Genomic DNA, 26,265 nt, shown 5'->3' with positions numbered 1-26,265 from the left:
TCGCGCCTGATAACAGGGCCGGCATCTCGGTACGCGGGGATCAAGACCGGCAGCGCTAGCGCTGCCGGTCTTCTTTTTTCTGATCAAGGAAGCGTTGCAGGTTCTTGGACAGTGCAACGATGTTCCCTTGGACCGTCAGTCAAAGGGCGAAGAGACTAACATTGGGCCAGAAGGGGATCATGCTCGCCGGGTTTTGTGGTTGCTGTAGCGCGGCAGATCTCTGAGGTAAGCATGAGTCAGCCAGGCCAGCGGCGCGAATTCAGGGCCGAACGCATTGAAACACCCCCAGCGAAGAGCGATGAACGGACGCAGGAAGAAGGGAATGCGGCGATGAGCGCGCAAACCACCGATGCGTCTGGTTCTTGCAACCAGCAGATCGACCCGCTGGCGTTCCGGTGACGACAGCATCCGAATGTCAGCGGTGACGGTGGCGGAAGGTACTTGCCCTTTGGCGGGATCGCAGGGCTCCAGCAGCAAGCGTGCCAGCTGTTTGACGGTGTGGTGTCGCATCCACTTCCCAATGGTGATGGTCATATAAGTCCCCACTATGATTGTCCCCGACGGCGCTATTCTCGAATTCGGGAATAGCCCGCCATTCCCCATCCAGTTTGCGAGACGAGGGTGCGCCGCTGTGGCATCGTGCAGTCTCGTCCTTTTCGCGAGACAGAGCCCATGCAACTCAGTGACATTCCGTTTGGCACGACCGATTGGTCGACGATCGTTCCGACCGAGCACCTTGGCGACACCGGAAAGGCACTATGGAGAACGCGTCATTTCGGTGACGTTCGGGTCCGAATCGTCGAGTACACACCGGGGTATCTCGCCGATCACTGGTGCTCGAAGGGCCATATACTGCTTTGCCTCGAAGGAGAGCTCGTGACTGAACTGGAGGATGGCCGGATTTTTCGATTGACGCCGGGCCAGAGCTATCAAGTTGCCGATCAGGCAGAAGCGCACCGGTCCTCGACGGAGGTGGGCGCCAAACTGTTCGTTGTCGACTGACCTGCAGAGGCGCTAGCGAAGCACCCAGTCTCTAAAGGCACGCATCGGCTCGGTCAGATGACGATGTTCGGGTGTGAATAGAGAAAGATGACCGCGACTGGATAGCACCTGCGGTAGCGCTTGAACCAACGTTCCCTGTTCGAGCTCGGCCGCCAGCAATCGCATCCAGCCCAATGTGACGCCTTGTCCCGCCAGGGTGGCGTTCATTAGTAGTTGAAAGCTGTTGGCCCGCAACGTGTGGATGGGCGGCTGCCATTCCTGGCCGAGTTCCCGGAACCAGAGTTCCCAGGTCAGCCAGTCGTGATAGTGATCCTCGACCACCATCATCGTATGTCGAGTGAGCAGCTCGGCCGGACTTTGGATCGCGCCGTGACGTTCCAGATAGGCCGGGCTGCAGACTGCCGCGACGGATTCCCGTGAGAAAATGGCATCGGCCGATACGCCGGGAGGATCCACTTCATTGTGCACGTGATAGTAGATGCCAAGATCGAACTCCGCCAGATCCAGGCGGTGTGGATCCTCCACGGTCAGAATGCGAATCTCGATATCGGGATGGGCGCGCTGAAAGTCGGGTAGCTGACGTGCCAGCCAGATCGAGGCGATGGTCGGGCTGGACGCCAAGGTCAGTTGGCGATCGTCGCCGCGACGACGCAGCCGAGCGGTCTCGTCGCGCAGCTCGCGTAACAGCCGTTGCACGACGCGAAAGTAGTGTTCGCCGGCCGGGGTCAGGCGCAGGCCATCGTAGTGTCGCTCGAACAGTGGGCGACCGAGGTCGTCCTCGAGCCGCTTGATCTGCCGGCTGATGGCGCTCTGGGTCAGGCTGAGTTCGCCACCCGCCTGAGTGAAGCTGCCATGCCGCGCGGCCGCTTCGAAAGCACGGAGGCAGGACAGCGGCGGGAGAGGATCGCGAGAGGGCATGCGGGCATCCGAAGCCAGAGAGTCACGGCTCCGGAGCATAACACGGCGCGTCCCGATACCGGCCGCCGCGAGGCTTTCCCCCGTCAAATGGCGGTACGCGGAATCTCCTGCGCCCACGACTTTTCGCTGATCAGCGCCTCTCCCTCGAACGCCCGCTGCTCGGCGCTCAGGTAGAACGTCGTTTCGTCGCAGTGCAGGTGATACCGGCTGGTCACCTCCACCGAAAACTGGCCCTCGCCCTCATCACGGCTGGCACGATAGACCCATTCGATATCGGCGCGGGTACGCGTGGCCTCGGTTGGATGGCTCGAATAGACCTCCTTCGCGCGCTGTTCGACGCGCAGGCCGTGATCCTCGAAGCGGACGTCGCCCATGTCATCCTCGACGCAGACTGTCACCTCGCCGCTGCCGACGTCTTCACTGATCGTACGCCTGGGCTGACCGGCGCGTAGCGTCTCGATCCGGCACGGTGTGGCGCTCTCCGGCGGCTCGAACGGCATCGGGATGGGCTCGGCTCTGAATAGCGGGAGTTCCAGTGCGGGCCGGCCCGCCTTGAGGGTCAGATCGGCACGCTTGTTCGGCGACCAGACCAGCGGAAAACTGGCGCTCGAGAGCGCCACGCGCAGGCGGTGTCCCTTGGGCAAACGGTAGCCGATCAGATCCAGCGATAGCCGCACGTCCATCGGCTCGCCGGGCACCGGTGGCGTGATCTTGCCGGGATCGTCGCGGAGATTGAGGTTGAGCGTGCCGTAGGTAATCAGCGCGCTCTCGCCGCTGGGGGCGATATCGCACAGACGCACGTGCAACTGACCGCAATCCTCGGCACTGGCGATCGACAGGTTGATCGTCGGCTGGCCCAGGATGTCGAGGCCATCGATATAGGGCGCGGAGTCGAAGGTTAGCGACAAACCGTCGTCGCGGCGCTGATCTGGCGGGAAATCGGCGCCGAACCACAGCGGAATGTATTCTCCCTGCAGCGAACCCGCGGTCAATGGCGACGCGATCAGGCGATCGGTACTCAATTCGCCGTCACCACTCAGGCCGTTGTCGCTCAGGGTCAGCGTCGCCGTTTCGATTTCATCCGTTGGCGCGGGCCAGCCATGGGTGCGCACCCACTGGCCGGGGCGTTCGAGATATTTGGGCGCCGGCGGTACGCCATCCTGCAGATAGAATGTGCACTCGGGCTCGTCCATGATCCCGGTGTCGATGTCCTTGAGCCAGTAGTCCCACCAGCGCAGCGCCTCCTGCAGGAAGCCGATGGCCGGGTCGGGAATCGCGAAGTGTGGATACTTGTGCATCCATGGCCCCAGCAGCGCCTTTTTCGGACACGAGAGATTTTTCATCATCCGCGGGATCGTATTGATGTACGAATCCCCCCAGCCGCTGATCATGTAGACCGCCGCTTCGATATCTTCGTAGCTCTCGCAGATCGAGCCATGCTTCCAGTAGTCGTCCCGGTGCTGGTGGTTCAGCCAGGTCTCGGCTAGCAGTGGCATGTTGTCGAGGCGATGCTTCCACATCTCGCGCCAGCGCTCGCCAACCAGCGCCGGATCTGGCACGGCGGCCGAGAAGCTCAGCATGGTTGCCGCCCAGCCGAGGTTCTCGAGCAGCATGTTGCCGCCCTTGTAGTGGATATCGTCGGCGTAGCGGTCGTCGGTGGAGCAGAGCGTGATGATCGCCTTGAGCGGCTCGGGCTTGAGGGCGGCCACCTGCAGGCCGTTGAAGCCACCCCATGAGATTCCCATCATGCCGAGCTTTCCATCGCACCAGGGTTGCTTCGCGATCCAGTCGATCACTTCCAGCGCGTCGGCTTGTTCCTGCGGGGCATATTCGTCTTCCATCAGGCCGTCGGATTCGCCGTTGCCGCGCATGTCGACGCGCACGCTGGCGTAGCCGTGGCCGGCGAACCAGGGGTGGGTCAGTTCGTCACGTACCGCCGTACCGTCTCGCTTGCGATAGGGCAGATATTCGAGGATCGCCGGCACCGGGGTCGTTTCGGCATCCTCCGGCAGCCAGATTCTGGCAGCCAGTCGCGTGCCGTCGGCCAGCACGATCCACTGGTTTTCGATTTCACGCACGCGGTGCGGAAAGTCCTGTCTGATTTTCATGCCTCGTCCTTGGCAGTGCGTGAAAGGGGCGAGCGGCTCGGTGCGACATCGAGGCGCTCGGGATGCTTGAGCCAGACCCACAGCGAGCCGGTGGCTAGCAGCACGATCAACATGGCCGGCAGACCACCGAGGTTGGAGAGCATCTTGATGCCGTCGATTCCCACGAAGCTGACCATGACCCAGGAGACCACGCCGACGATCAATCCCCAGATCACTTTCATCGGGACGCCGGCATTGAGATCGGAGTCGGCGGTCAGGCCGCGAGTACACAGGTTGCCGATGGCGTCGGTCTGCGAATCCGCCGCGGTGACGTAGGATATGTAGGCGATGAACAGCAGAAGCGGAATCCACACCTGCGAGAACGGCAGCTGGCGGAACAGTTCGTAGAGCACGTTTTCGACGCCGCGATCGCTGAGTACGGCATAGAGATCGGCGCCGGTAGTGTCGGTATGAGCCTGGAAGTAGAGCGCGGTACCCGAGAAGATCAGGATCCATACGCTGGCGAACAGCGCTGGGTAGAGCAGGTTGACGCGCAGGAACTCCCGAACGGTGTAGCCCCGTGAAATCTTGCCCAGGAACAGCGCCGCCACCGGCGCCCAGGCGAACCACACTGCCCAGTAGAAGATCGACCACCACTGCGGCCACTGGTCGTCGCCGGCGGCGCCGGTGAACAGGCTCTTGGTGAAGAAATTGTCGAGATAGACGCCGAACGACTCCACGCCCAGGGCCAGACAGAAGACGGTGGGCCCGACGATGAAGACGAACACGCCGAGAATCGCGAGCAAGATGGCGTTGAGCGACGACAGTCGGGCGATCCCCTTCTGCAAGCCGCTGGCCGCCGAAAGCACGAAGGTCACCACGATGATCGCAATCACGATACCCAGGCGCAGCGGATTGGTTTCGCCGCCGAGATATTGGCCCATGCCTCCAGCCAGGGTCAGGGCGCCGGTGCCCAGTGAAGATGCCATGCCGGCGACCAGCGCATAGAGCGAGACGGCATCGATCAGTCCTGCAAAGCGCTTCACCCCAGGACCGAAGATCGGCTCCAGCATGCTCGAGATCGAGAAACGCAGGCGCAGGTTGTAGAAGGCAAGGGCGAAGATCAGCGCGGGCACGGCGTAAATGGCGTAAGGCGTGAACGACCAGTGCAGGAACATGGTCGACATCGCGAACAGCATGGCATCGCCGGAACCGGCTTCCAGCCCGCTGGAGGCCGGCGGGCTCATGAAATGGTAGAGCGGCTCGGCGGTGGTCCAGAACAGCACGCCGACGGCCAGCGTGGTGCAAAGCGTGATCGAGAACCAGCGCAACCGTGACAGTAGCGGCGTCGCGTCTGGCCCGCCGATACGGATGCTGCCCAACGGCGAGAAATAGACGATCACGGCCATGATCAAAAGATAGAGACTGCCAAGGCTGAACAGCCAGGAAAAGTTGTCGAGCACGGCGTCATTGAGCGCGCTGGCCGTCGCCAGGAAAGCGTCGAGATCGATGTAGCTGGCGACCACTGCCGCCAGCAACACGAGGAAAGTCGGCCAGAACACCAGCGGCCGCAGTGAGGTCTGCATTACCCTGTCTCCCGTTATCATTATCGTTCGGCTCATGCGCCGCTATCATGCGTTCATACTCTACCGTCCAAGTGATGGTGGGCGACAAACGCAAGCTGGGAATGAGGGTATGCGCCGAGCGCATGACAGCATTGAGTCACAATGCGCCAGACGATGACTTATCAGGCGATATAGAATAACGCGTTGATTTTAAACAGGAGATAAAATGGAGCCCGAGGACCTCAAGAAGCTGGTCAGCCGCAAGATGCCGTTCGGCAAGTACGAAGGGTGGTTGATCGCCGATCTGCCCGGCCCCTATCTCAACTGGTTCGCCCGTGAAGGATTTCCCCAGGGCGAGATCGGGCGTCTGCTGGCGCTGATGCAGGAGATCGACCATAACGGGCTGAGCCCGCTGCTCGATCCGCTGCGATCCTCGTCTTGAGGGGGAGCCGTGCTAGCGCGTCACAGGGTCAGACACTCCAGCGGCCCAGTACGAAAGCGGCCACCAATAGCCCTGACAGCACTGTCAAACCGGCCATCAGACCGAGCCGGAAACGCCAGCGCTGCTGCCGTTGCGTCAGCACCGCTTCCAGTTTGTGCAGGAGTTGCTGCTGTCGCGATATGGCCGGTGGCGGTTGAGTGAAATCGCTGGCCAGTTCGCCCTGCCAGTGAGGGGCGTGGGTCAGACCCAGCCCGATCCTCAGACTACCGAGCGCATTGAGCAGCTCGTGAATGTCGTCGTAGGCCTCTCGCCGCTCGGAAACGGTCAATATGGCAGTGGCATCGGCCCTCAGTCCCTGGTTGGCACAGCGCTGCATGGCACTGGAGAGGGCCACGAACGGCGCATCCTTGTCGACCTCGAGTCGTCGGTAGAGATCACGCATGTTGCATCAGCAGTTCGTAGGCGTTCTGGATGCGCTGGAAGCGTTGCGAGGCAAGCTTCAGACGCCACTCGCTTTGTCCGTGGAAACGATCCGGGTGATGGCGCTGGGCCAGACGTCGGTAAGCACGCTTGATCTCGACAGGAGAGGCGTTGGCCTCGAGCTCTAGTTCGATCAGCGCCATGCGAAAGCGATAGGGCGCGTGAAAAGCGGCTTCGGCATGGGCTTGGTCCTGGCGCCGTCGCTGCTCTTCTCGGCGCTGGCGAGCTTGCTCTTTCGCTCGCTCCTGATCGGCACGCGCTGGACGCTCTTTCTCCCGCGTCTCAGCATCGAGGCGCTCCTGCTGCGCTTGCTGCCTCTCCTGATCGCGGCGACGTTGTCGTTGCTGTCTCTGCTGCCACTGTCGGTCGGCCATCTCGCGGGCGCGCTGGCGCCAGCCGGGACGAGAGGCCGAGCGGGGCGCCTCCTGGTTGTCAGGGGCGGGTGCTTCTTCCTGAGGCTCTATTGTCTCGGCGTCTTCTTCGATCGAGGCCCAGTACGATCGGCGGCTCGGGTCCGGCGGCGCTTGCAGCTGGCGACCTGTGACTTCCAGAAACCAGCGCGATAGATCTTCCGGCATCACCCGGATCAGATCCGCCAGGAAGCGCAGAATGTGGTGGTTGCGCAGGCTCAGCTCGCCGTCGCTGGTCGCCAGGGCGATCGCCTGACGAAGAAAGAGTGATGCCGTTTCGGCGCTATCCCGCGCGAGCACTTCGGCTGCCAGCTGGATATCGCCGAGATCGGTGCGCCGAGCGATCTCCATCAACGTGACGAGATCCCGTTCGCGATGGCAGCGCTTGCCCAGCGTCTCGAGATACCGGCGATCCTCGTCCAGGGCCTCGTGCTTGTTGACGAACACCCACGCCAGCAGCAGGAGTTCGGCGCTCTGACGCTGGTTCTGGCTTTTCAACAGCAGGGCTTCGAAGGGGGAGAAGCGGGCTACGGCCATCGGTCGTTCCGGGCGACGTGGGCGGATACGTCGAGTGGTTTTATTTGTCGCCGAGTATAACCAAACCGTTACGCAAATAGTTACCCTCCAACCGTTGAAACGGTTAGCCCATGCCCGATGTCTTGTTGAGGTTTTCCGGGCCGAAGGAGTCGGGCAGCAGTTCGTCCATGGTGTAGTGCTTGAGCGGGGCGCCGGCGCCGTCGAGCACGACGATCTCAGTCGCGGGGATGGCAAATTCGCGGATGCGCTGGCGGCAGTCGCCGCAGGGTGTGCAGAGATGTTCCCCGGGGCCGATGACGTAAATCTTGCGGATCTGCCGTTCGCCGCTGGAGACGAGCGCCGCGATGGCGCTGGCCTCGGCGCAGAGCCCTTTGTAGTTGGCGCTTTCGACGTTGCAGCCGGTGTAGGTCTTGCCGCTTTCGCTGATCAACACGGCGCCGACCGGGTGGTCGGAGTAGGGCACGTAGGCGTGATCGCGGACGTTCAGAGCCGCTTGACGGATCTCGTCGGGCACCTGGATGTCGTTCATTGTCTTGCTCATCACTCTGTTCATCGACGCGTCTCCTGGTCGTCTTTCAAAAGCCCTTCCAGCGTGATCGCCATCATCTCGGAAAAGCCGGTCTGGCGGGCCTGGGAGTCGAGCGCTTCACCCTTGAGAATATGGTCGGAAACGGTGCACACCGTCAGCGCGCGAGCCCCGAACTCGGCGGCGACGCCATACAGGCCGGCGGCTTCCATTTCGACGCCGAGAATGCCGTGGCGTTTCATGGTCTGGAAGAAGTCGCCATCCGGGGTGTAGAACAGATCCGCCGAGAACAGGTTGCCGACTTTCACGGGCGTGCCGCGTTCGCGCGCGGCGTCCGCCGCATGGCGGGTGAGATCGAAGTCGGCGATGGCGGCGAAATCGTGACCGCCGAAGCGGGTTCGGTTGACGCCGGAGTCGGTGCAGGCGCCCATGCCGATGACGATATCGTTGACCGCGATGTCATCTCGTACCGCGCCGCAGGAACCGACCCGCACCAGGCGTCTGACACCGTACTCGGTGATCAGCTCCTTGGCGTAGATGGAGAGCGAAGGGATCCCCATGCCGCTCCCCATGACGGAGATCCTGCGGCCCCGATAGGTGCCGGTGAAACCGAGCATGTTGCGCACGCGATTGACGCACACCGCGTTCTCGAGAAACGTCTCGGCGATGAACTGGGCGCGTAGCGGGTCGCCGGGCATCAAGACGGTGTCAGCGAAGTCGCCCGGCTGGGCTTCGATATGCGGCGTGGCCATCTCATTCATCTCCGTCTTTGGGACTGTCTTTCAGCATTGAACGTCCATATTCCATCGGCGAAAGGCCGAGGTGTCCGGCCAGCGTCTGACCGATATCGGCGTAGGTGTCGCGGCGGCCGTAGCTGCCGTGTGGGATGACACCCCCGGTGATCAACACCGGTACCTGCTCGCGAGTGTGATCGGTGCCGCGCCAGGTCGGGTCGTTGCCGTGATCGGCGGTCAGAATCAGCAGATCGCCCGGTTCGAGTTTGGCGAGCACTTCCGGCAGCCGTCGGTCGAATGCCTCCAGCGCACCGGCGTAACCTTCCGGATCGCGGCGGTGGCCGTAGAGTGTGTCGAAGTCGACGAAGTTGGTCATCACCAGTGTCCGGTCGCCGGCATCATCGATAGCGTCTAGCGTGGCGTCGAACAGCGCCTCAAAACCGTGCGCCTTGCGCACCTCGCTGACACCGCAGTGGGCGTAGATGTCGCCTATCTTGCCGACTCCGAGCACCGTTCCGCCGCTGTCATGCAGTTTCTGCAGGACGGTCGGACTTGGCGGTTCGATGGCGTAGTCGCGTCGGTTGCCGGTGCGCTCGAACGTTTCCGACGTCTCGCCTACGAAGGGGCGAGCGATGACCCGGCCAATGTTGTAGGGCATCAGCAGTTCGCGGGCGATTTCGCAGAGCGCATAGAGTCGCTCGAGACCGTAGTGGGTTTCGTGTGCGGCGATCTGGAACACCGAATCCGCCGATGTGTAGACGATCGGCTTGCCGCTTTCGATATGCGCCTCGCCCAGCGCCTCGAGGATCGGCATGCCCGAGGCCTGGCAGTTGCCAAGCACGCCGGGCAGATCGGCCTGCTCGATCAAGGCTTCCAGCAGTTCTGATGGAAAGCTGTTCTCGCGATCGAGAAAATAGCCCCATTCGAACAGTGCCGGGACGCCGGCGATCTCCCAATGGCCGGAGGGGGTGTCCTTGCCGGAGGAGATTTCACTGGCGCAGGCGTAGGCCCCTTCGACGGTTTCTGGAATGCTGACGCCCGCCGCCCAGTCGCCGGTGCTCAGATGATGAGCATGATAGAGCCCGAGACGAGCCAAGTTGGGCAGAAGGAGCGGGCGGCCGGCTTCGGCTCGATAGCGGGCGATGTGGCCGAACGTGTCCGAACCGGCATCGCCGAAGTCTGCGGCATCCGGCGCGTTGCCAATGCCGAAGGAGTCGAGTACCAGCAGGATGGCGCGCTTCGATGCGAATGTGTTCGATGTCTGACCCATTACAGATCCTCCTGGCGCAGGGTGGCGTGGATCAGCGGGGGGGGGGTGGCATCGTCCGTCTCGCTCAATATGAAGGCGTGACGCAGGCGCTGGGTGACCGCCTCTGCATCGGCGCGCTCAGCGGCGTGGATGCGCAGCAGCGGCTGGCCCGGCTCGATGCGTTGGCCGAGTGCGGCGATGTGCGAAAGCCCGACGCGGTGGTCGATGGCATCACCCGCGTTGCGTCGGCCGCCGCCCAGCTCGACCACGCCCAGGCCGAGCGCTCGGGTGTCGATGGCGCTGATGAAACCCGCTCGATCGGCGTCGAGATCGAGCGTGACCGATGCAGTGGGAAGGTGGTGTCCGGCGCGTTCCGCCAGATCGCTTGGGCCGCCGAGACCGTGCACCATTTGCGAGAAGCGTTCCAACGCTTCGCCGGAATCGAGAGCGCGATCGAGGCGGGTTCCGGCGTCTTGGGCATCGCTGGCCAGGCCCGACTGGAGCAGCATCTCCTGCCCCAGTTGCCGGGTGACCTGATAAAGGCGGCTCCGTTTGCCGTCACCACCCAGCAACCGCAGTGCCTCGAGGATTTCCAGTGAATTGCCGGCGCAGTCGGCCAGTGGCTGGTTCATGTCGGTCAGCAGCACGCTGGTCGTCGTTCCCGCGCCACAGCCGATGGCGACGATTGCTTCGGCCAGCTCGCGGGAGGCTTCCGGTGTCGGCATGAACGCGCCGCTGCCGACCTTGACATCCATCACCAGTGTCTCCAGGCCACAGGCCAGCTTCTTGCCCAGAATGGAGGCGACGATCAGCGGAATCGATTCCACGGTGGCGGTGACGTCGCGTACGCCGTAGAGACGTTTGTCGGCCGGCGCCAGCGAGCCGGTCTGGCCGATGATCGCCACGCCGACCTCTTTCACCAGCCGACGAAAGATGTCGTCGGTCGGGGTGACGTCGTAGCCGGGGATCGACTCGAGCTTGTCCAGCGTGCCGCCGGTGTGGCCCAGCCCGCGCCCGGAAACCATGGGTACATGACCGCCGCAGGCGGCGATCCAGGGTCCCAGCACCAGCGAGACCAGATCGCCGACGCCGCCGGTGGAGTGCTTATCGAGAACCGGGCCGGGTAGATCAAGATCGGTCCAACGCATCACCTGGCCGGAATCCCGGATCGATTCCGTCAGTGCCACGGCCTCGTCCCGGTTCATGCCATTGAGATAGACGGCCATGGCAAAAGCGCCGATCTGCGCATCGCCGACGCTGCCATCGGCAATGCCCCGCACGACCAGATCGAGCATTCTGCGATTGAGTGTCTGGCCATCGCGCTTACGGCGAATGATTTCCTGCGTCAGCATGGCGTTCTCCGCCTGTGAACGAACGAAGCTGTCAGTAGCCGTCGGTGGCCGGCTGGATCTCTTCATCCGACAGCGTGGCGAGCAGCGCATCCAATAGGCCGGAGGCGCCGAAGCGGAAATGAGACGGCGTGAGCCAGGCCTCGCCCATGATACCGGCGGCCAGGTCCAGATAGGCCTTGGCATCTTCCGCCGTGCGGATACCGCCGGCCGCCTTGAAGCCCACGTCGCGACCGCTGTCGCGAATCGCGGTCAGCAGAATACCGGCGGCCTCGAGCGTCGCGTTGACCGCCACCTTGCCGGTGGAAGTCTTGAGGAAATTCGCACCGCACTCCAGCGCAATATCCGCGGCCTGGCGGATCAGCAAGGGATCCTTGAGCTCGCCGGTCTCCAGAATCACCTTGAGCAGCCGATCGCCGCAGGCGTCGCGGCAGGCTGCGACCAGGGCGCGTCCCGACTCGGCATCGCCGCCGATCAGCGCCTTGTAGGGAAATACCACGTCGACCTCATCGGCGCCTGCCGCGACGGCTGCCCGGGTCTCGCGGCAGGCGCGCTCGACGTTGACGCTACCGTCGGGGAAATTGGTCACCGTGGCGATCCGTACCCGGTCGCGAATTCCCATGGCCGTCAGTTCGCGATCCGCCGCGTCGATGAACGCCGGGTAGAGGCAGACCGCGGCGGGGGCTCCGTATGGCGTGTCGGTACGACGACACAGTGTCCGGATGGCAGCGTCATCGTCGTCATCGTTGAGCGAGGTGAGGTCCATCATGGCCAGCGCCCGGCTGGCGGCTTGCACGAGACTGCTCATCTTCCTATCTCCTTGTCCGGCGTGTTGGTGGCGGCTTCCTGCCGAGCCCGGCTCCCGGCATGTCTCCGCCGAGTCTGCCGGGGTTTCATGGCGATCATGCGATACGCATCCCGGTTCAGGCAGTACCGGCCAGCGACAGAAAAATCCCGGCTAGCGTGGCAGACATCAGGTTGGAGAGCGTGCCGGCGAGTACCGCCTTGAGCCCGTACCGAGCGATCTCCGGGCGACGGCTGGGGGCCAGCGTGCCCAGACCGCCGAGCAGGATCGCGATCGAGGAGAGATTGGCGAATCCGCACAGCGCGAACGACAGGATCGCGGCGGTGTGGGCGGACATCGCTTGCCCGGTCGCTTCCACCACGGTGTCGCCGCTGATGTAGGGCGCCAGATTGATGTACGCCACGAATTCGTTGACCACCAGTTTCTGGCCGATGAAGGAGCCGGCCAGCGTCGCTTCATGCCAGGGAATGCCGAGCACGAAAGCCAGCGGCGAGAACAGCCAGCCGAGAATCATCGACAGACTCAACGAATCCATCCCGAACCAGCCGCCGACGCCACCCAGGATGCCATCGATCATCGCGATCAGACCGATGAAGGCCAGCAGCATGGCGCCCACGTTGGCGGCCAGCATCAGGCCCGACGAAGCACCGGAGGCGGCGGCATCCAGTACGTTGGCCGGCTTGTCCTCGGCTTCCAGTACATCCTTGGCCTGACGCGTGTCATCGTCGGGATTCTCCGTCTCCGGCATCAGGATCTTGGCGAACAGCAAACCGCCTGGCGCGGCCATGAACGAGGCGGCGATCAGATACTCCATCGGGATGCCGAGCTCGGCGTAGCCGGCCAGAACGGAGCCGGCAACGGACGCAAGCCCGCCGCACATGACCGCGAACAGTTCCGAGCGGGTCATGCTGGCCAGGAACGGGCGTACCACCAGCGGTGCCTCGGTCTGGCCGACAAAGATGTTGGCGGTGGCGGAGAGCGACTCGGTGCGCGAGGTGCCCAGTACCTTCTGCAGCGCGCCACCCAGAATCCGCACGACCCACTGCATGATGCCCAGATAGTAGAGAACGGCCGTCAGCGACGAGAAGAAGATGATGATCGGCAACACCTTGATGGCGAAGACGAAGCCGACATTGGTCGGATCGGCGAGGTTGCCGAACAAAAAGCCGATGCCGTCGTTGGCATAGCTGATGACCTGGCTGACGGCACTGGAGACGGATCCCAGCACGGCCTGGCCGAACGGCACGTAGAGCACGAAGGCACCGATGCCGGCTTGAATGGCAAAGGCGCCGATGACGGTGCGAAGGCTGATCGCCTTGCGGTTGCTCGAAAAGATCAGCGCGATCAGCAGCAGCACGACGACGCCGACCAGACCCATGATGAGTGTCATGTTGTTGTCCTTGGTGTTGGTCCTGATGGGTAGAAAACGCCTTTCGACAGGACATCTTCTTGAGATGTTTTTAACATTTTTTGGTTTTCCCCGTCACTTGTTGTTTTTATTCTCACAAGCTCATAGAGTACTTTTGGATAAAGAATGGGCCCATATGTAGTGCTTTACGACCTATTTCCGAGTCACCATTGCGTAGCAGTGACGAGATGGCATGCCTGTGCCAGCCACGGGCGGTCAGGGGAATGAAAAAATAGTCACAAATCGGCGATAACCGCCTGGACGATGACGCCGCCGCAATGACGTCACGATGACAACACAATAAGAGTAGGGGAATGGCATGGTAGAACGAATCGCACGGCCAATGGGTGCTATGGAATGGTGGCCGAAAGGAGGATATCGCCATCTGGCGCTGTCGGTGTCGCTGGGATTGGGGGCGATGACGCTGGCCGCGTTCCCGGCCTGGGCCGCCGACGGTCAGGGCGACGCGCCGGTCATCGAGCAGGAGACGCCGGACGAAGGGCCGACGGCAGAGGGGCAGACCGCCGACGGTCCCTATCTCTCCGACTGGTATCACCAAAACGTGACGGTCATCGGCAGCAAGAACATTCGCTTCGGGCCGCAACAGGTCGATGACATCTATCTGGAATACGAATTCTTCGGGCGCAAGGGGCCGCTGGATCTTTACGGCTACATCGATTTCCCGAAATTCTTCGGTGTCGGCAATGCAGCGGACAGCGGCATCTTCGACAAGGGCTCGCCGGTCTTCATGGAGCTGGAACCGCGGCTGTCGATCGACGACATGACCGGTCAGGATCTGAGCTTCGGTCCGTTCAAGGAGTGGTTCGTCGCCTTCGACTACATCTTCGACTGGGGCCACACCACGGAAAGCCGCCAGAATACGCTCTATGCCGGCCTGGGCACCGATATCGACACCGGTTCGCCGCTGGGGCTCTCGTTCAACGTCTATAAGCGTCGCCAGTGGGAAAACTACGGTGCCGCCAACGAAAATTCCTGGGACGGCTATCGCGCGCAGCTGAACTACTCCTATCCGCTGGGCAGCTTCGATAACGGTGCCTCGCTGGTCTACGTCGGTTTCACCAATCATGACTTCGGCTCGGATCTGGGCGACAACGATCCGACGCGCACCAACGAGTCGACCGTGGCGACCAACGTGCTGCTGTATCAATTCACGCATCTACGGTTCATGGCAGTGGCGCGTTATTTTCATAACGGTGGCCAGTGGAACGATGGCGAAATGGCGCCGTTCCCCAACAGCCATGGCGACAGTTTCGAGCTGCGCTCCACCGGCTGGGGCTACTACTTCGGGGTCGGTTGGCAGTTCTGACTGGGCAGCGCTGGTCTGGCAGTTCTGGTCTGAACGTTCCGGTCCGAGAGCGATGGGCGTTATCGACGAGGAGCCTCCAGGCTCCTCGTTGCGTTCCAGAGAGGGATCGGGGATAAGGTCGAGGGGCAGACAACATCGGGAGAAGGTCATGAATGGCCGCAGCGCCGTACGGCTAGAGAGACTTCGTGAAGCGATCAGGCGGAGTGGGACCCTTCCACTGGCCGAGGCGGCGACGCTGTGCGAGGTCTCGGAGATGACGGTGAGACGGGATATCGCCGCCAGTAACGGCGCGATCGTTTCCTTCGGCGGCCATCTGGTCATGGCCGACAACCCCCAGTTCGCCGCCGCTTACAATCTCGATGCCCAGAAAGACCGCTACGCCAGGGCCAAGCAGCGCCTCTGTGAAGCCGCGGCGGCGATGATCGAGGAGGGCGATACCGTGTTCGTCGACTGCGGCACCACCTTGATGCCGCTATGTGCGCTGCTGCCCCGCGAGATGAACGTGACCATCGTCACTTACGCGCTCAACGTCGCCAACGCCTTCAGTCAGCGCGAGATGCCCAACATGCGCCTCGTCGTGCTCGGAGGGCTCTACTACGCCGCTTCGGACTCTTTCGGGGGCCAGGACGTCACCACCTCGATTCGCCGGCTGGGTATCAACAAGGCGCTCATCTCGGCCGCCGGTGTCCATGCCGACAAGGGGGCAAGCTGCTTCCACTTTCACGAAGTGGCGCCCAAGCAGGCTGCCATCGAGCACGCGGCGCGGCGCATCCTGGTGGCCGACGAGAGCAAGCTCGACGTGATGCGCGCAGCGTTCTTCGCCGATCTTTCCGACTTCGATACCCTTCTGACCACTGGTGACCCGGGCCGGACGTGGCGCGATTCAATGAGCGATAGTGATGCCTCGAACGTGGAAGTCGTTTAATGCCTCCTGTCTTGAGTCGTAAAAAAGCGCCGCTACGTACTGCTTTTCGAATGAAGTATTCGCCTTGTCTCGCGGGTAGGATGACTGAACCTCCTACTTTCCGAACAGGTGACCGGATCGATGGCTCTTTCCTCAACCTCCTCCTCGTCAATGTCTCGTCAGAATCCATCCGCGCAGCTTCGAGCTCCCGCTGACGCGGCCTACTATCCCGCCGCGATCGTCGGCTTCGACGACGCCGACACGGGGCGCTACGCCTTGCGCTCTCCCGCAACCGGAGAGGTGATTGCCGAAGTCGCCGACTGCGGCGTCGAGCAGGCGAAGTTGGCCGCCGACAACGCCCAGCGTGGCTTCGAGTGCTGGCGCAAGACTACCGCCTTCGAGCGGGCGGCGCTGCTCAAGGCGTGGCACCAGGCGATGCTGGAAGCCAAGGAGATCCTCGCCGTGACCATGGCGCGGGAGATGGGCAAGCCGATCCGCGAGGCGCGGGGGGAAGTCGACTACGCCGCCAGCTTCCTGGAGTGGTACGCCGAGCAGGCCAAGCGTATCGATGGCGACATTCTGCCCAGCCAGCATCCGGACAAGCGGCTCGCCGTGCTGCGTCAGCCGGTCGGCCCGGTATTGGCGATCACACCCTGGAACTTCCCGGCGGCGATGATCACGCGCAAGGTGGCACCGGGGTTGGCGGCCGGTTGTTCGGTGGTCGTCAAGCCGGCGGAGCAGACGCCGATCACGGCGCTGCTGCTGGCCCAGCTGTGGCAGCAGGCCGGCGGGCCGCCAGAAGTGTTCCAGGTGATCACAGCCGCGCGCCCGGCCGCAATCAGCGATGAACTGATGAGCGACCGACGCATCCGCAAGGTGACCTTTACCGGCAGCACCCCGGTCGGCAAGCATCTCTACGCCAGGTCGGCCGAGACCATGAAGCGGATGTCGCTGGAGTTGGGCGGTCACGCCCCGTTCCTGGTCTTCGACGATGCCGATATCGAGGCCGCCGTCACCGAGGTGATGGCGAGCAAGTTTCGCAACGGCGGGCAGACCTGTGTCTGCGCCAACCGCATCTACGTACAGCGCGGCATTCTCGAGGCGTTCTCCGCGCATCTGACCGCTGCGGTGGACGCGCTTTGCGTCGGCCAGCCGGAGGACGAGTCGACCCAGATCGGCCCGCTGGTCAGCCAGGCCGGGCGCGACAAGGCGCAGTCTCACATCGACGATGCGCTGGCCAAGGGCGCGAAGCGTTTGACGGCGACGCGGGATGTCGACGGGTTCTTCGTCGCGCCGACGGTGCTGGCGGACGTCACCAGCGACATGCAGATCATGCAGGAGGAAACCTTCGGGCCCGTGGCGCCACTGATCGTCTTCGACAGCGAGGAAGAGGGGGGCGCGGCGGCCAACGCCACGCCGTTCGGGCTCGCCGCTTACTTGTGGACGCGCAATCTGGGGCGGGCAACACGCGTCTCCGAGGCGCTGGATTACGGCATCGTCGGGGTCAACGACGGTGCGCCTTCCGTACCGCAGGCGCCGTTCGGTGGCGTCAAGGATAGCGGTCTCGGCCGCGAGGGCGGTCGCTACGGCATCGACGAGTATCTCGATCTCAAGTTCGTCTCGACGCGACTGGACGGCTGATGACGAACCGGGATGAAGCGCCCGTCGGCGCGCGGTTGCCGATCGAACTCGATCTTGCCACGGCGCTGCGGGAAACCAATTTGCGCCATGCCCGCGTGGTGGCCGGAGAGCGCTCGCTGGGGCGGCCGTTGCGCTGGGTCCATATGGTCGATCATCCCGACATCATCGCCTGGGTTCGTGAAGGCCAGCTACTGCTGACCACCGGCTATCACTGGCCCGACGAGCCGAAGGCCGAGCGAGCGCTGATCGAGGCGCTGGTCGAAAAGGGCCTGGCCGGCGTGGCGCTGGCGGTGCCCCGGTTTCTGACCGCCTTTCCGGAGACCAGCCGGCATGTTGCCGAATCGCTCGACTTCCCGCTGCTGGAGATCCCCTGGGACGTTCCGTTCAGCCAGATCACCGAAGAAGTGCATGCCTGGCTGATTGCACGTCAGGGACAGCTGATCGCGCGGGCGGAACGCATTCACCGCGATCTCACCCGTTCGGCGTTGACGGCGCATAGCCTGGGCGACATCGCCACGGCGTTGAGCCTTTTGCTCGAGCGGGACGTGCTCTTCACCGGGCTGGAGGGCGAATGGCTGGGCGGCAGCGCCGAGTTCGACGCCATGCGCCTACCCACGCCGGCCATGCTGACCGATGCCCGTTTTCTCAGCGCGGCCACCGCTCGCTCTCTGGGCGGTTCGGACGATGAGGCCGGGCGGCGGATGCTGGCCTGTCCGGTGCGGATACAGGAAGCGGCGGCGATCCTGTGGATCGATGAAACCCTCTCTCCCATCAGCGAGCTCGAACAGCGCGCGGCCGAGCAGGCCGCGTTGATCTCGGCGCTGCACCTGTCGCATCAGCGGGCGCTGCAGGCGCAGGAAACCCGGCTCGGCTATGCCTTCGTCGACTCGCTGCTCGAGGGTCGGTTCGAGGCCACGCCGGCGGCCCTGGAGCGGGCGTCGTTGCATGGGTGGGATCCTCACGCCGGCTATCACGTCTGCGCGATTCTGCTCAACGAGCCGGTACCGCTGAGCCGGGAGGGCCTGCTGCGACGCGAACGCTGGGAGCATCGCCTGGGAGCGCACCTCGAGGCGCTCGGTTTGCCACGCTTGATCTCCGTATCGCTCAATCAGTTGCTGTTTCTGGTGCGGGCCGATGTCGCGACCGACATGCTGTGGCGGGCGTTGAGCGACGGCGAGGCGGCCATGGCGGTCAGCCGTGAGGTGCGGGGCGCGACAGCGATCGCCGAGGGTGCCGGTGACGTGGCTCGACTGCTGCCCACGCTCAAGGCCGGCGAACGCCGGGATTTCGAAACCTTGCTGTTTACCCGCGTGCTGGAGGGCGACGGTGAGGCGCGGCGACTGTTTCTGGCCCGTATTTCACAGGCGCTGGGTACGGGGGCAAGGCGCCATAATGCGCTCGAGACGCTCACGGCGCTGGCCGATAGCGGTTTTCAGCTGGCGCAGACGGCGCGGGCGCTCGATATCCATATCAGCACCCTGCGTTATCGGATCGAACGACTGGAGACGGCGCTCTCCATGAACCTGAATGACGCCGACATCCGGCTACAACTCCAGGTGGCGATGCGTCTGCTCAGCGCCGATACCGATTGATGATCGACAGGTCGTCGAGGGATGCATTCGACCCTTGGGCCCGATGTCCACTGACCCATTCCCGATACGACCGGACACCTACTAGAGAGACTTTCATGCAACTGACCGATTTCACCACTCTGACGTTCGACGTCTACGGCACCCTGATCGATTGGGAGAGCGGCATGGTGGCCGGGCTGCAGCCACTGCTCGAGCGCACCGGGCGAAACCTGAACCGGGACCAGATTCTCGAGGCGCATGCCCGCCACGAGTCGAGCCAGCAGCGATACACGCCGCATCTGCAGTACCGGCTGCTGCTTGCCGTGGTCTACAAACGGTTGGCGGAAGAGTGGGGTGTGACGGCGACCCATGACGAATGCCTGGCTTACGGCGATTTCGTCAAACAGTGGCCGGCTTTCGCCGATACGGCCCAAGCGTTGGTTTATCTCAAGCAGCATTACCAGCTGGTCGTGCTCTCCAACGTGGATAACGAGAGCTTTGCCTACAGCCAGCGCAAGCTCGGCGTCGAGTTCGATGCGGTCTACACCGCCGAAGACATCGGCTCCTACAAGCCGGCGCAGCGCAACTTCGACTACATGCTGGAGAAGCTCGGCGAGCGCGGCATCGACAAGTCTCAGATCCTGCATACCGCCGAGAGCATGTTCCATGATCATCAGCCGGCCAACCGCAATGGATTGGCCAACTGCTGGATCTACCGCCGCCATGACAAACAGGGCTTCGGCGCCACCATGAACCCTGGCGACATGCCCTCGGTCGACTTCCGTTTCAACAGCATGGCGGAACTGGCCGAGGCCCATCGGCAACGGGTTTGACGGGAATCAGCGAAGCGTGGACCACACCTGCGCTTCGCTGATACCCAATGCCGCGAACTCCTCTCGCCGTAGCGGCGCTTCGTCGAGCATGAAGAATTCGTCCAGCTGCGGCGGGGCGACGTCGGTCTCCGAGAGCATGGCGTGAACCTGGCCGCGGTGATGCGTCTGATGCACGAACAGGTGAGCCAGCACCCGGTGCGCAGGCTCGCGCTGCTGGCGCTCGGTCCGCGCTAGCGTGATGTCGGCGGCCAGCGAGGCGTCGTCGAGCGCGTGGCAGATCGCGATCAAGCGTCTATCCAGCGCTTCCTGGGCGGGCCACAGCGTGTCGACACGAGAGTAGGGCAGCTCGTCATAGAAGGCCCGCTGGCCCAGCGTGCCGCCTTCGAGGGCATCGATATAGTAGGCGTCTACGATCAGGATATGATTGAGCGTGGCGTGAATCGACGGGAAGAAGCTGCACCGTCTCGCATGAAACGCGTCCTCGGACAGGCGGGCACAGGCCTCCAGTAGCCGATGGTTCGACCACAGGTTGCAGTAGGCTTGATGGCGAAAATATTCGATCATGGTCCATTCCGTACCAAAGTGGGGCGCGCTCGTCAGCATGTCGTCATATTCACATTCACGCCAGCATCGCAGGGATTTCCATGGAAATGCTACACGGTCTGATCGTCATCACCTTCGTGCACCTGCTGGCGGCGGCCTCGCCAGGGCCGGACTTCGTGCTGGTGACCCAGCAGACACTGAATCATGGCAAGCGTATCGGGCTGCTTTGCAGTCTCGGCATCGCGCTGGGGCTGTCCATTCACATCGTCTATTCCGCCTTCGGGCTTGCCGCGGTGATCGCCAACTCCGCTGAGGCGCTGTGGGCGATCAAGCTCCTGGGCGGAGCCTACCTGTTCTACCTCGGCGTCAAGGGATTACGCTCGCGTCCGGCGTTTACCGAAGCGAGTCCGGGGGCGGTGGCAGTCTTGCCTCCCCGTTCGGCGCTACGCACGGTCGGTATGGGATTTCTCTGTAACGCGCTCAACCCCAAGGCGCCGATCTATTTCGTTTCGCTGTTCACCATCGTGCTGTCACCGTCGATGCCGCTCTACCAGATCGCCATCTACGGCGCCTGGATCATGCTGATCCAGCTCGGCTGGTTCTCGGCGGTGGCCTTGTTGCTCTCTACGCCGCCGATTCATCGTGCGTTCAAGCGGTTCAGCCACTGGATCGATAGGGTGCTGGGTGTGGCGATGATCGCGCTGGGTATCAAGGTGCTGACGACGCGGGTGTAGAACGGTCGGCTTTCCTCCACGAATCATTTTCGGCATCCTGAGTCGCATCCATTCCAATGGCGAGGAGCGCTCGTGAAGACTTGGCTGCGTGAGTTACCCAAGGTCGAACTGCATTTACACATCGAGGGCTCACTGGAGCCGGAGCTGATGTTCTCGCTGGCGGCGCGCAATAACGTGTCGCTGCCCTACGCAACGGTGGATGAGGTGCGTGCGGCCTACGATTTCAGCGATTTGCAGTCGTTCCTGAATCTCTATTACCAAGGAATGCGGGTGTTGCGCACCGACCAGGATTTTCATGACCTGGCGATGGCATATCTGGAACGCGCGCAGGCAGAGGGCGTGGTGCACGTCGAGCTGTCGTTCGATCCTCAGGCGCACTTGAGTCGTGGTGTCGAGCTGGCGGTGCCGTTCGAAGGGCTCACTCGCGCCATGCGCGATGCGAAGCGACGCTGGGGCATGACTTCGGCGCTGATCATGAGCTTCCTGCGCGATCGGGACGCAGGCGAGGCAATGGACGTGCTGGAGAAGGCGGCACCCTATTACGAGTTGATCGATGCCGTCGGTCTCGACAGTGCGGAAATGGGCAATCCGCCCGCCAAGTTCGCGGCCGTGTTCGAACGGGCCAAGGCGTTGGGCATTCCTCGCGTGGCGCACGCCGGGGAAGAGGGCCCGGCCGCCTATATCAGCGAGGCGCTGGACGTGCTCGATATCTGCCGCGTCGACCATGGCGTGGCCTGTCTTGAGGATGCCGAGGTGGTGGCGCGTCTGCGTGAGTCGCAGATTCCACTGACGGTCTGCCCGCTTTCCAACGTGCGATTGAAGGTCGTCCAGGCGATGACCGATCATCCGTTGCCGGCGATGCTCGAGCAGGGGGTGAAAGTGACGCTCAATTCCGACGATCCGGCCTATTTCGGCGGCGGGGTGCTGGAGAACTACATCGCCTGTTTCGAGGCCTTCGATTGGGATCGCGATCTGTTCAGGCAACTGGCGGGCAACGCGATCGAGGTCGCGTTCATGCCAGAGGAGCGCCGCAGCGAGCTACTGGCACGACTGTCGGCCTGCTGATCGGTTTCGCGTCTGGTGTCACGACTGCCCGGCCCATGACGCCGGGCAGATTCGTTCCGGACGGCAAGCAGTCAGACGGTGACGTCCTGTGATGCCTCAGCCAGCGCGGCCAGGAACGGGACCAGGCGATCGAGCGCTTCTCTGGCGAGCGCGGGGTCGATGGCGAAACAGATCCGCAGATAGTCTTCGCCCTCCGGGCCGAAAGCGCTGCCTGGCGCCACGCCGACTTTGGCCTCCCGCAGAATCCGCTTGGCCGTGTCCAGGCTCGAGCCGCCCAGACCGTGCACCTTGAAAAAGAGATAGAAGGTGCCCTGCGGAGAAAACACCGTCACGTTGTCCAGCGCCGCCAGACCTTCGACCAGAATGTCCCGCGAGGCCTGACAGCGTTCGACCTGTTCAGCGATAAAGGCGTCGCCACCTTCCAGCGCCGCGATGCAGGCCCGCTGGATGAACGATGCCACGCCGGTGGTGTTGTACTGGCACAGTCGCGCAAAAAGCTGATCCATACCCTGCGGGTACACGATCCAGCCCGCGCGCCAGCCGGTCATGCACCAGTTCTTGGAGAACGTGTTGGTCACCAGCAGTTTGTCGCCCGGCTCGCAGATCTGCAGGAAAGAGGCCGCGGGTCCTTCGCTTTCATCCCCCTCATCCTGATAGACAAAGTGGTTGTAGACCTCGTCGGCCACGATCCACAGGTCTTTCTCCCGACAGAAGTCTCGCAACCGCTCCATGTCCCGGCGCGGCATGCGCCAGCCAGTGGGGTTGGAAGGCGAGTTGATGAAAACCGCGCGAGTGCGATCGCTCACTGTCGCGAACAGCTTGTCCAGATCGAGCTCGATTCTGCCATCCGGGTAGAAGTCGAACGCGACCGACACGTTCACTCCGCCGACGATCTCGATCATCTGCCGGGCATTGGGCCAGGCGGGCGTCGGCATGATGACTTCGCTACCCTCGTCGAGAATCGCCTGCATCGCCATGGTGACGGCATTCATGCCGCCAATGGAAACACAGAAGCGATCGCTGGAGACATCGACCTGCCAGTGCCGACGATGGTAGTCGGAGAGCGCCTGGCGAAGCTCGGGCAAGCCATGAGAGTAGCTGTAGCGGGTATCGTCCTGTCCCAGTGCATCCACCGCCGCCTGCTTGATGTAATCCGGGGTGGGCAGATCCCCCTCACCGATCCATAGCCTCACGACCGAGGCGTCATGACGGGCCAGATCCGCGACGGCGACGATCTGGTTGTCGGGCATTTCCTGAACGCGGGAGGAGCAGTATCGGCGCAGTCGGGAGGGGATGACGTCGGACATGATGGGCTCGCTGATTGAGGGCGTTGTGGGATTTATGGGGGATCAGACCCTGCTCGATCTTATAACGCCGCCTAGCGGCATGCTAATCGGCGCTTCGATCGAAACCACGGTCGGTAACATTGGATTCACCCGATACGTTCAGGTTTTGTAACGCTTGCGCTAGGGTTAATTAGAATGTATCGGGTCATTAATAAAATTGTGTTGAGTCTGGATACAGAACGGTTACTTTTCGCGCATGGACGAGGCTCATCTCGTCGCCGCTTTGCTGAGGTGTAATTCGATGGCTGCTCTTGTCACTATCGTCCGAGTGGATGGCATTGTTTTCCTGATGGAACCCCGCAAGCCCGTGGTTCAGGGAATGGCGATTCCAGAAGGTGCCCCGTTGTTCGCCCCGGATGGTGGTCGGCTTGTGCTTGCCGACGGCACGATCCTGCCATTGAACGCAGGGCAGTCGGTGCTCCTGCAGGTCATCGAGGGTGTTGCCACGTTCGTCTCGCCGGATCCCGCTGCCGCGGATGCCGACGTTGCCGCACTGCAGGCGGCCATCGCTTCCGGTCAGGATCCGACGGCGATCCAGGAAGCGCCGGCGGCAGGTGCCAGCGCAGACGGTGGTGGCAGCCAGTCAGGTGGGGGCGGTTTCTCGTCGCCCTTCGATATCGCCCGGACCGGGCGTGAAGAAGTCAGCGACTATCGCTATGCGGCATCTTTTTCGGATCTCGGTCGAGTGACGGTGACGCCGGCGAGCTTCAGCCCCGAACCCAGTCCGGCAACGGGTGAGGGGGCTGTGCCATCACCGGTGGTCAGCGTCAGTCTCGATGCCATCGCGATCGACGATATCGTCAATCTGGCGGAGTCTGGGCAGAGCATTACGCTCAGCGGTAAAGGCGGCGGTGATGCCGTCGCTGGTGATCAGGTCACGGTCACGATTGGTGGCGTCGCCTATTCCACGGTTCTGGGCGAGGATCTTGGCTTCTCGGTGGTCGTTCCGGGAGGCCTGCTAGCGCAATTTCCATCGGCAACGGCGACCTTGACGCATGTCGGTGAAGGCAGTGTGGTCACGGCAACATCGACGCGGCCCTACAGTGTCGATCTCGAGGCGCCGGCGCCAACCGTACAGTTGAACACGATTGCGGGTGACGATGTCGTCAATGCCGCAGAGTCCGGGCAGCCCGTGACACTGACGGGGCGCGCGGGCGGCGATGCCGTCGCCGGAGATATCGTTACCGTCGCCATCGGTGGCCAACAGTATCAGGCAGCGGTCGCCGACGATCTGACCTTCAGCGTCGTGGTGCCAGGCAGCCTCCTCGCCAGCGCGGCGGGCTCGACGGTCACTGCGGTGATCAGTCACACCGACGCCGCCGGCAATACCGGCACGGCAACGGCGACCCATGGCTACGGCGTCGATATCACCGCGCCGACGCTCGGGATCACGCTGGACACCATCGCGGGTGACGATGTCGTCAACGCGGCCGAAGCCAACCAATCGATCCCAGTGAGCGGCCAGGTCAGCGGCGAATACGCCAGCGGCGATCGCGTGACGCTGACGGTCGGAAATCAAACCTATACCGGCAGCGTCAAGGCCGACGGCTCGTTCTCGATCAACGTGCCGGGCTCACAGCTGGCGAACCACCAAAGCGTCAGCGCAGTGGTCAGCCACACCGACGCGGCGGGCAATACCGGCAGCGCCAATACCGCCGGCAGCTATGGCGTCGACACCGTCGCGCCGAGCGTCTCGATCAGTCTCAACACTGTGGCCGGCGATGACGTCATCAACGCGGCCGAAGCCAAGAGCAACGTCAGCGTCTCCGGCACCGCCGGCGGCGACGCGGTCCAAGGCGATACGGTGACGGTCTCCGTGGGCGGCCAGAACTACACCACGACGGTCGGGGCCAATGGCATCTTCAGCGTGGCGGTGCCGGGATCGGTGCTGGCGAATGCCGGCACCGACAGCATCCGTGCGTCCGTGTCTCACACCGACGCCGCAGGCAATACCGGCACGGTGACGACGACCCATAGCTACGGCGTCGATATCACCGCGCCGACAGCGGTCGCTGACACGGGCTCGACCCAGCAGGAGCAGGTGCTGAGCATCGATGCTGCGCACGGCGTTCTAGCCAACGATGCTGACTTGGGTGGCGACCAGTCGACGCTGCATGTCGTCGCGATCAATGGCAGCTCGGAGGGCGTTGGAAAATCCATTGCCGGCTCTAACGGCGGAACGTTCATCGTTCAATCCGACGGCAGTTATCGATTTTTGCCGGGCGATACATACAACTCACTCGCTGCGGGCGAAAAAACCACGTCCCAGATCAGTTACACCGTCAGTGATGGCCACGGCAATGTTTCAGTAACCACATTGACTGCGACGATCGTTGGTACGAACGATGTGGCTATCATCAGCGGCCCTGCTGTTGGCAGCGTCGTGGAAGATAGCAACGTTAGCGGCGGGAAACTTGCTACCACGGGTTCGCTCTCGGTAACCGACATCGATATTGGCCAGTCGAGTTTCAAGCCGGGTAGCGTGACCTTCACGGGCGTCAGTGGAACGACTAATGGTGCCACCTCCTCGTTGGGCTCGCTCTCCGTTACGGCTGACGGTCTATGGACCTTCAATGCCGATAACAGCAAGGTTCAATACCTTGCTGAAGGTCAGGTTCGGACCGAGACCTTTGCAGTGAAATCGGCCGACGGTTCCGCGAGTCAGACCATCACGATCAATATTATCGGCACCAACGACGCCCCGGTGGCCCGCGCCGATACCGGTAGCACCGGCGATAACGCTACTCTCAATATCGCCGCGGCCCAGGGCGTGCTGGCCAACGACAGCG

Annotated in this window: 24 protein-coding genes; 10 read left to right on the top strand and 14 right to left on the bottom strand. The window is 62.8% G+C overall.

From position 1 onward, the window contains the following. Nucleotides 1–177 precede the first annotated feature (177 nt). Complete coding sequence (locus BTW07_RS17860) at nucleotides 178–534, bottom strand: hypothetical protein (RefSeq protein ID WP_075571523.1); 357 nt, start codon at nucleotides 532–534, stop codon at nucleotides 178–180. A 138-nt stretch (nucleotides 535–672) separates the two neighbouring features. Here BTW07_RS17860 and BTW07_RS17855 point away from each other — a divergent pair, with 138 nt between their 5' ends. Further along, nucleotides 673–1,002 (top strand): DHCW motif cupin fold protein, encoded by a 330-nt coding sequence (locus tag BTW07_RS17855; protein WP_075571522.1) that lies wholly within the window; start codon nucleotides 673–675, stop codon nucleotides 1,000–1,002. Nucleotides 1,003–1,014: 12 nt separating this feature from the next. On the opposite strand, the gene BTW07_RS17850 is transcribed toward BTW07_RS17855, so the two are convergent. The 3 genes from BTW07_RS17850 to BTW07_RS17840 form a co-directional block, all read right to left on the bottom strand. Next, complete coding sequence (locus BTW07_RS17850; RefSeq protein WP_075571521.1) at nucleotides 1,015–1,920, bottom strand: LysR substrate-binding domain-containing protein; 906 nt, start codon at nucleotides 1,918–1,920, stop codon at nucleotides 1,015–1,017. An 83-nt stretch (nucleotides 1,921–2,003) separates the two neighbouring features. Next, nucleotides 2,004–4,028: a CocE/NonD family hydrolase gene (locus BTW07_RS17845; RefSeq protein ID WP_075571520.1), complete on the bottom strand. Its 2,025-nt coding sequence runs from the start codon at nucleotides 4,026–4,028 to the stop codon at nucleotides 2,004–2,006. Next, entirely contained in the window at nucleotides 4,025–5,593 is a 1,569-nt protein-coding gene (locus tag BTW07_RS17840) for a BCCT family transporter (RefSeq protein WP_075571519.1), read from the bottom strand. Before BTW07_RS17840 ends, BTW07_RS17845 begins: the two co-directional genes overlap by 4 nt. Nucleotides 5,594–5,798: 205 nt before the next feature. On the opposite strand from BTW07_RS17840, the gene BTW07_RS17835 reads away from it, so the two are divergent. Then, complete coding sequence (locus BTW07_RS17835) at nucleotides 5,799–6,014, top strand: DUF3820 family protein (protein WP_075571518.1); 216 nt, start codon at nucleotides 5,799–5,801, stop codon at nucleotides 6,012–6,014. A 28-nt stretch (nucleotides 6,015–6,042) separates the two neighbouring features. Here BTW07_RS17835 and BTW07_RS17830 read toward each other — a convergent pair whose 3' ends face one another. From BTW07_RS17830 to BTW07_RS17795, 8 genes are all read right to left on the bottom strand, one after another. Continuing rightward, nucleotides 6,043–6,456, bottom strand: a complete 414-nt coding sequence (locus BTW07_RS17830) for a hypothetical protein (RefSeq protein WP_075571517.1) — start codon at nucleotides 6,454–6,456, stop codon at nucleotides 6,043–6,045. Then, a complete protein-coding gene (locus tag BTW07_RS17825) occupies nucleotides 6,449–7,441 on the bottom strand; it encodes a J domain-containing protein (RefSeq protein WP_075571516.1) in 993 nt (330 codons plus the stop codon). Before BTW07_RS17825 ends, BTW07_RS17830 begins: the two co-directional genes overlap by 8 nt. Nucleotides 7,442–7,544: 103 nt before the next feature. Beyond that, the gene (locus tag BTW07_RS17820; protein ID WP_158025896.1) at nucleotides 7,545–7,970 is read right to left on the bottom strand and encodes a cytidine deaminase; all 426 of its coding nucleotides are present in this window, start codon (nucleotides 7,968–7,970) and stop codon (nucleotides 7,545–7,547) included. 20 nt (nucleotides 7,971–7,990) lie between these two features. Beyond that, entirely contained in the window at nucleotides 7,991–8,719 is a 729-nt protein-coding gene (deoD, locus tag BTW07_RS17815; protein ID WP_075571515.1) for a purine-nucleoside phosphorylase, read from the bottom strand. A 1-nt stretch (nucleotide 8,720) separates the two neighbouring features. Continuing rightward, nucleotides 8,721–9,971, bottom strand: a complete 1,251-nt coding sequence (locus tag BTW07_RS17810) for a phosphopentomutase (protein ID WP_075571514.1) — start codon at nucleotides 9,969–9,971, stop codon at nucleotides 8,721–8,723. Next, on the bottom strand, nucleotides 9,971–11,302 hold the full coding sequence (gene deoA, locus BTW07_RS17805) for a thymidine phosphorylase (protein WP_083942038.1): 1,332 nt from the start codon (nucleotides 11,300–11,302) through the stop codon (nucleotides 9,971–9,973). The genes BTW07_RS17810 and deoA overlap by 1 nt, the downstream gene beginning before the upstream one ends. A gap of 31 nt (nucleotides 11,303–11,333) precedes the next feature. Continuing rightward, nucleotides 11,334–12,107, bottom strand: a complete 774-nt coding sequence (gene deoC, locus BTW07_RS17800; RefSeq protein WP_075571512.1) for a deoxyribose-phosphate aldolase — start codon at nucleotides 12,105–12,107, stop codon at nucleotides 11,334–11,336. Between the two features lie 115 nt (nucleotides 12,108–12,222). Next, complete coding sequence (locus BTW07_RS17795) at nucleotides 12,223–13,494, bottom strand: NupC/NupG family nucleoside CNT transporter (protein WP_075571511.1); 1,272 nt, start codon at nucleotides 13,492–13,494, stop codon at nucleotides 12,223–12,225. A gap of 361 nt (nucleotides 13,495–13,855) precedes the next feature. On the opposite strand from BTW07_RS17795, the gene BTW07_RS17790 reads away from it, so the two are divergent. The 5 genes from BTW07_RS17790 to BTW07_RS17770 all read left to right on the top strand — a co-directional run bounded on the left by BTW07_RS17790 (nucleotide 13,856) and on the right by BTW07_RS17770 (nucleotide 19,788). Continuing rightward, nucleotides 13,856–14,839 carry a nucleoside-specific channel-forming protein Tsx gene (locus BTW07_RS17790; RefSeq protein WP_075571510.1) on the top strand — a complete coding sequence of 328 codons (984 nt, stop codon included), beginning with the start codon at nucleotides 13,856–13,858 and terminating at the stop codon, nucleotides 14,837–14,839. A gap of 148 nt (nucleotides 14,840–14,987) precedes the next feature. Then, the gene (locus BTW07_RS17785; RefSeq protein ID WP_075571509.1) at nucleotides 14,988–15,764 is read left to right on the top strand and encodes a DeoR/GlpR family DNA-binding transcription regulator; all 777 of its coding nucleotides are present in this window, start codon (nucleotides 14,988–14,990) and stop codon (nucleotides 15,762–15,764) included. A gap of 120 nt (nucleotides 15,765–15,884) precedes the next feature. Next, on the top strand, nucleotides 15,885–17,384 hold the full coding sequence (locus BTW07_RS17780) for an NAD-dependent succinate-semialdehyde dehydrogenase (RefSeq protein ID WP_244158441.1): 1,500 nt from the start codon (nucleotides 15,885–15,887) through the stop codon (nucleotides 17,382–17,384). Then, nucleotides 17,384–18,976 carry a PucR family transcriptional regulator gene (locus BTW07_RS17775; protein ID WP_075571508.1) on the top strand — a complete coding sequence of 531 codons (1,593 nt, stop codon included), beginning with the start codon at nucleotides 17,384–17,386 and terminating at the stop codon, nucleotides 18,974–18,976. Before BTW07_RS17780 ends, BTW07_RS17775 begins: the two co-directional genes overlap by 1 nt. 95 nt (nucleotides 18,977–19,071) lie before the next feature. Continuing rightward, nucleotides 19,072–19,788: a haloacid dehalogenase type II gene (locus BTW07_RS17770; RefSeq protein ID WP_075571507.1), complete on the top strand. Its 717-nt coding sequence runs from the start codon at nucleotides 19,072–19,074 to the stop codon at nucleotides 19,786–19,788. 6 nt (nucleotides 19,789–19,794) lie between these two features. Here the strand turns inward: BTW07_RS17770 and BTW07_RS17765 are convergent, their stop codons facing one another. After that, nucleotides 19,795–20,352, bottom strand: coding sequence for a DinB family protein (locus BTW07_RS17765; RefSeq protein ID WP_075571506.1), 558 nt, complete (start codon nucleotides 20,350–20,352; stop codon nucleotides 19,795–19,797). An 80-nt stretch (nucleotides 20,353–20,432) separates the two neighbouring features. On the opposite strand from BTW07_RS17765, the gene BTW07_RS17760 reads away from it, so the two are divergent. Next, complete coding sequence (locus tag BTW07_RS17760; protein ID WP_075571505.1) at nucleotides 20,433–21,065, top strand: LysE family translocator; 633 nt, start codon at nucleotides 20,433–20,435, stop codon at nucleotides 21,063–21,065. Between the two features lie 72 nt (nucleotides 21,066–21,137). Continuing rightward, nucleotides 21,138–22,130, top strand: a complete 993-nt coding sequence (locus BTW07_RS17755; protein ID WP_075571504.1) for an adenosine deaminase — start codon at nucleotides 21,138–21,140, stop codon at nucleotides 22,128–22,130. A gap of 71 nt (nucleotides 22,131–22,201) precedes the next feature. On the opposite strand, the gene BTW07_RS17750 is transcribed toward BTW07_RS17755, so the two are convergent. Then, a complete protein-coding gene (locus BTW07_RS17750) occupies nucleotides 22,202–23,437 on the bottom strand; it encodes a pyridoxal phosphate-dependent aminotransferase (RefSeq protein WP_075571503.1) in 1,236 nt (411 codons plus the stop codon). A 280-nt stretch (nucleotides 23,438–23,717) separates the two neighbouring features. Here BTW07_RS17750 and BTW07_RS17745 point away from each other — a divergent pair. Beyond that, nucleotides 23,718–26,265: retention module-containing protein (locus BTW07_RS17745; RefSeq protein WP_158025895.1), on the top strand; the 2,548-nt coding region annotated here is incomplete at its 3' end.

It is taken from the genome of Salinicola socius (genome assembly GCF_001937195.1).
Taxonomy (GTDB): Bacteria; Pseudomonadota; Gammaproteobacteria; order Pseudomonadales; family Halomonadaceae; genus Salinicola; species Salinicola socius.
The sequence above is the reverse complement of the archived record's forward strand: the minus strand, read 5'-3'. Positions and strand labels throughout refer to the sequence as shown.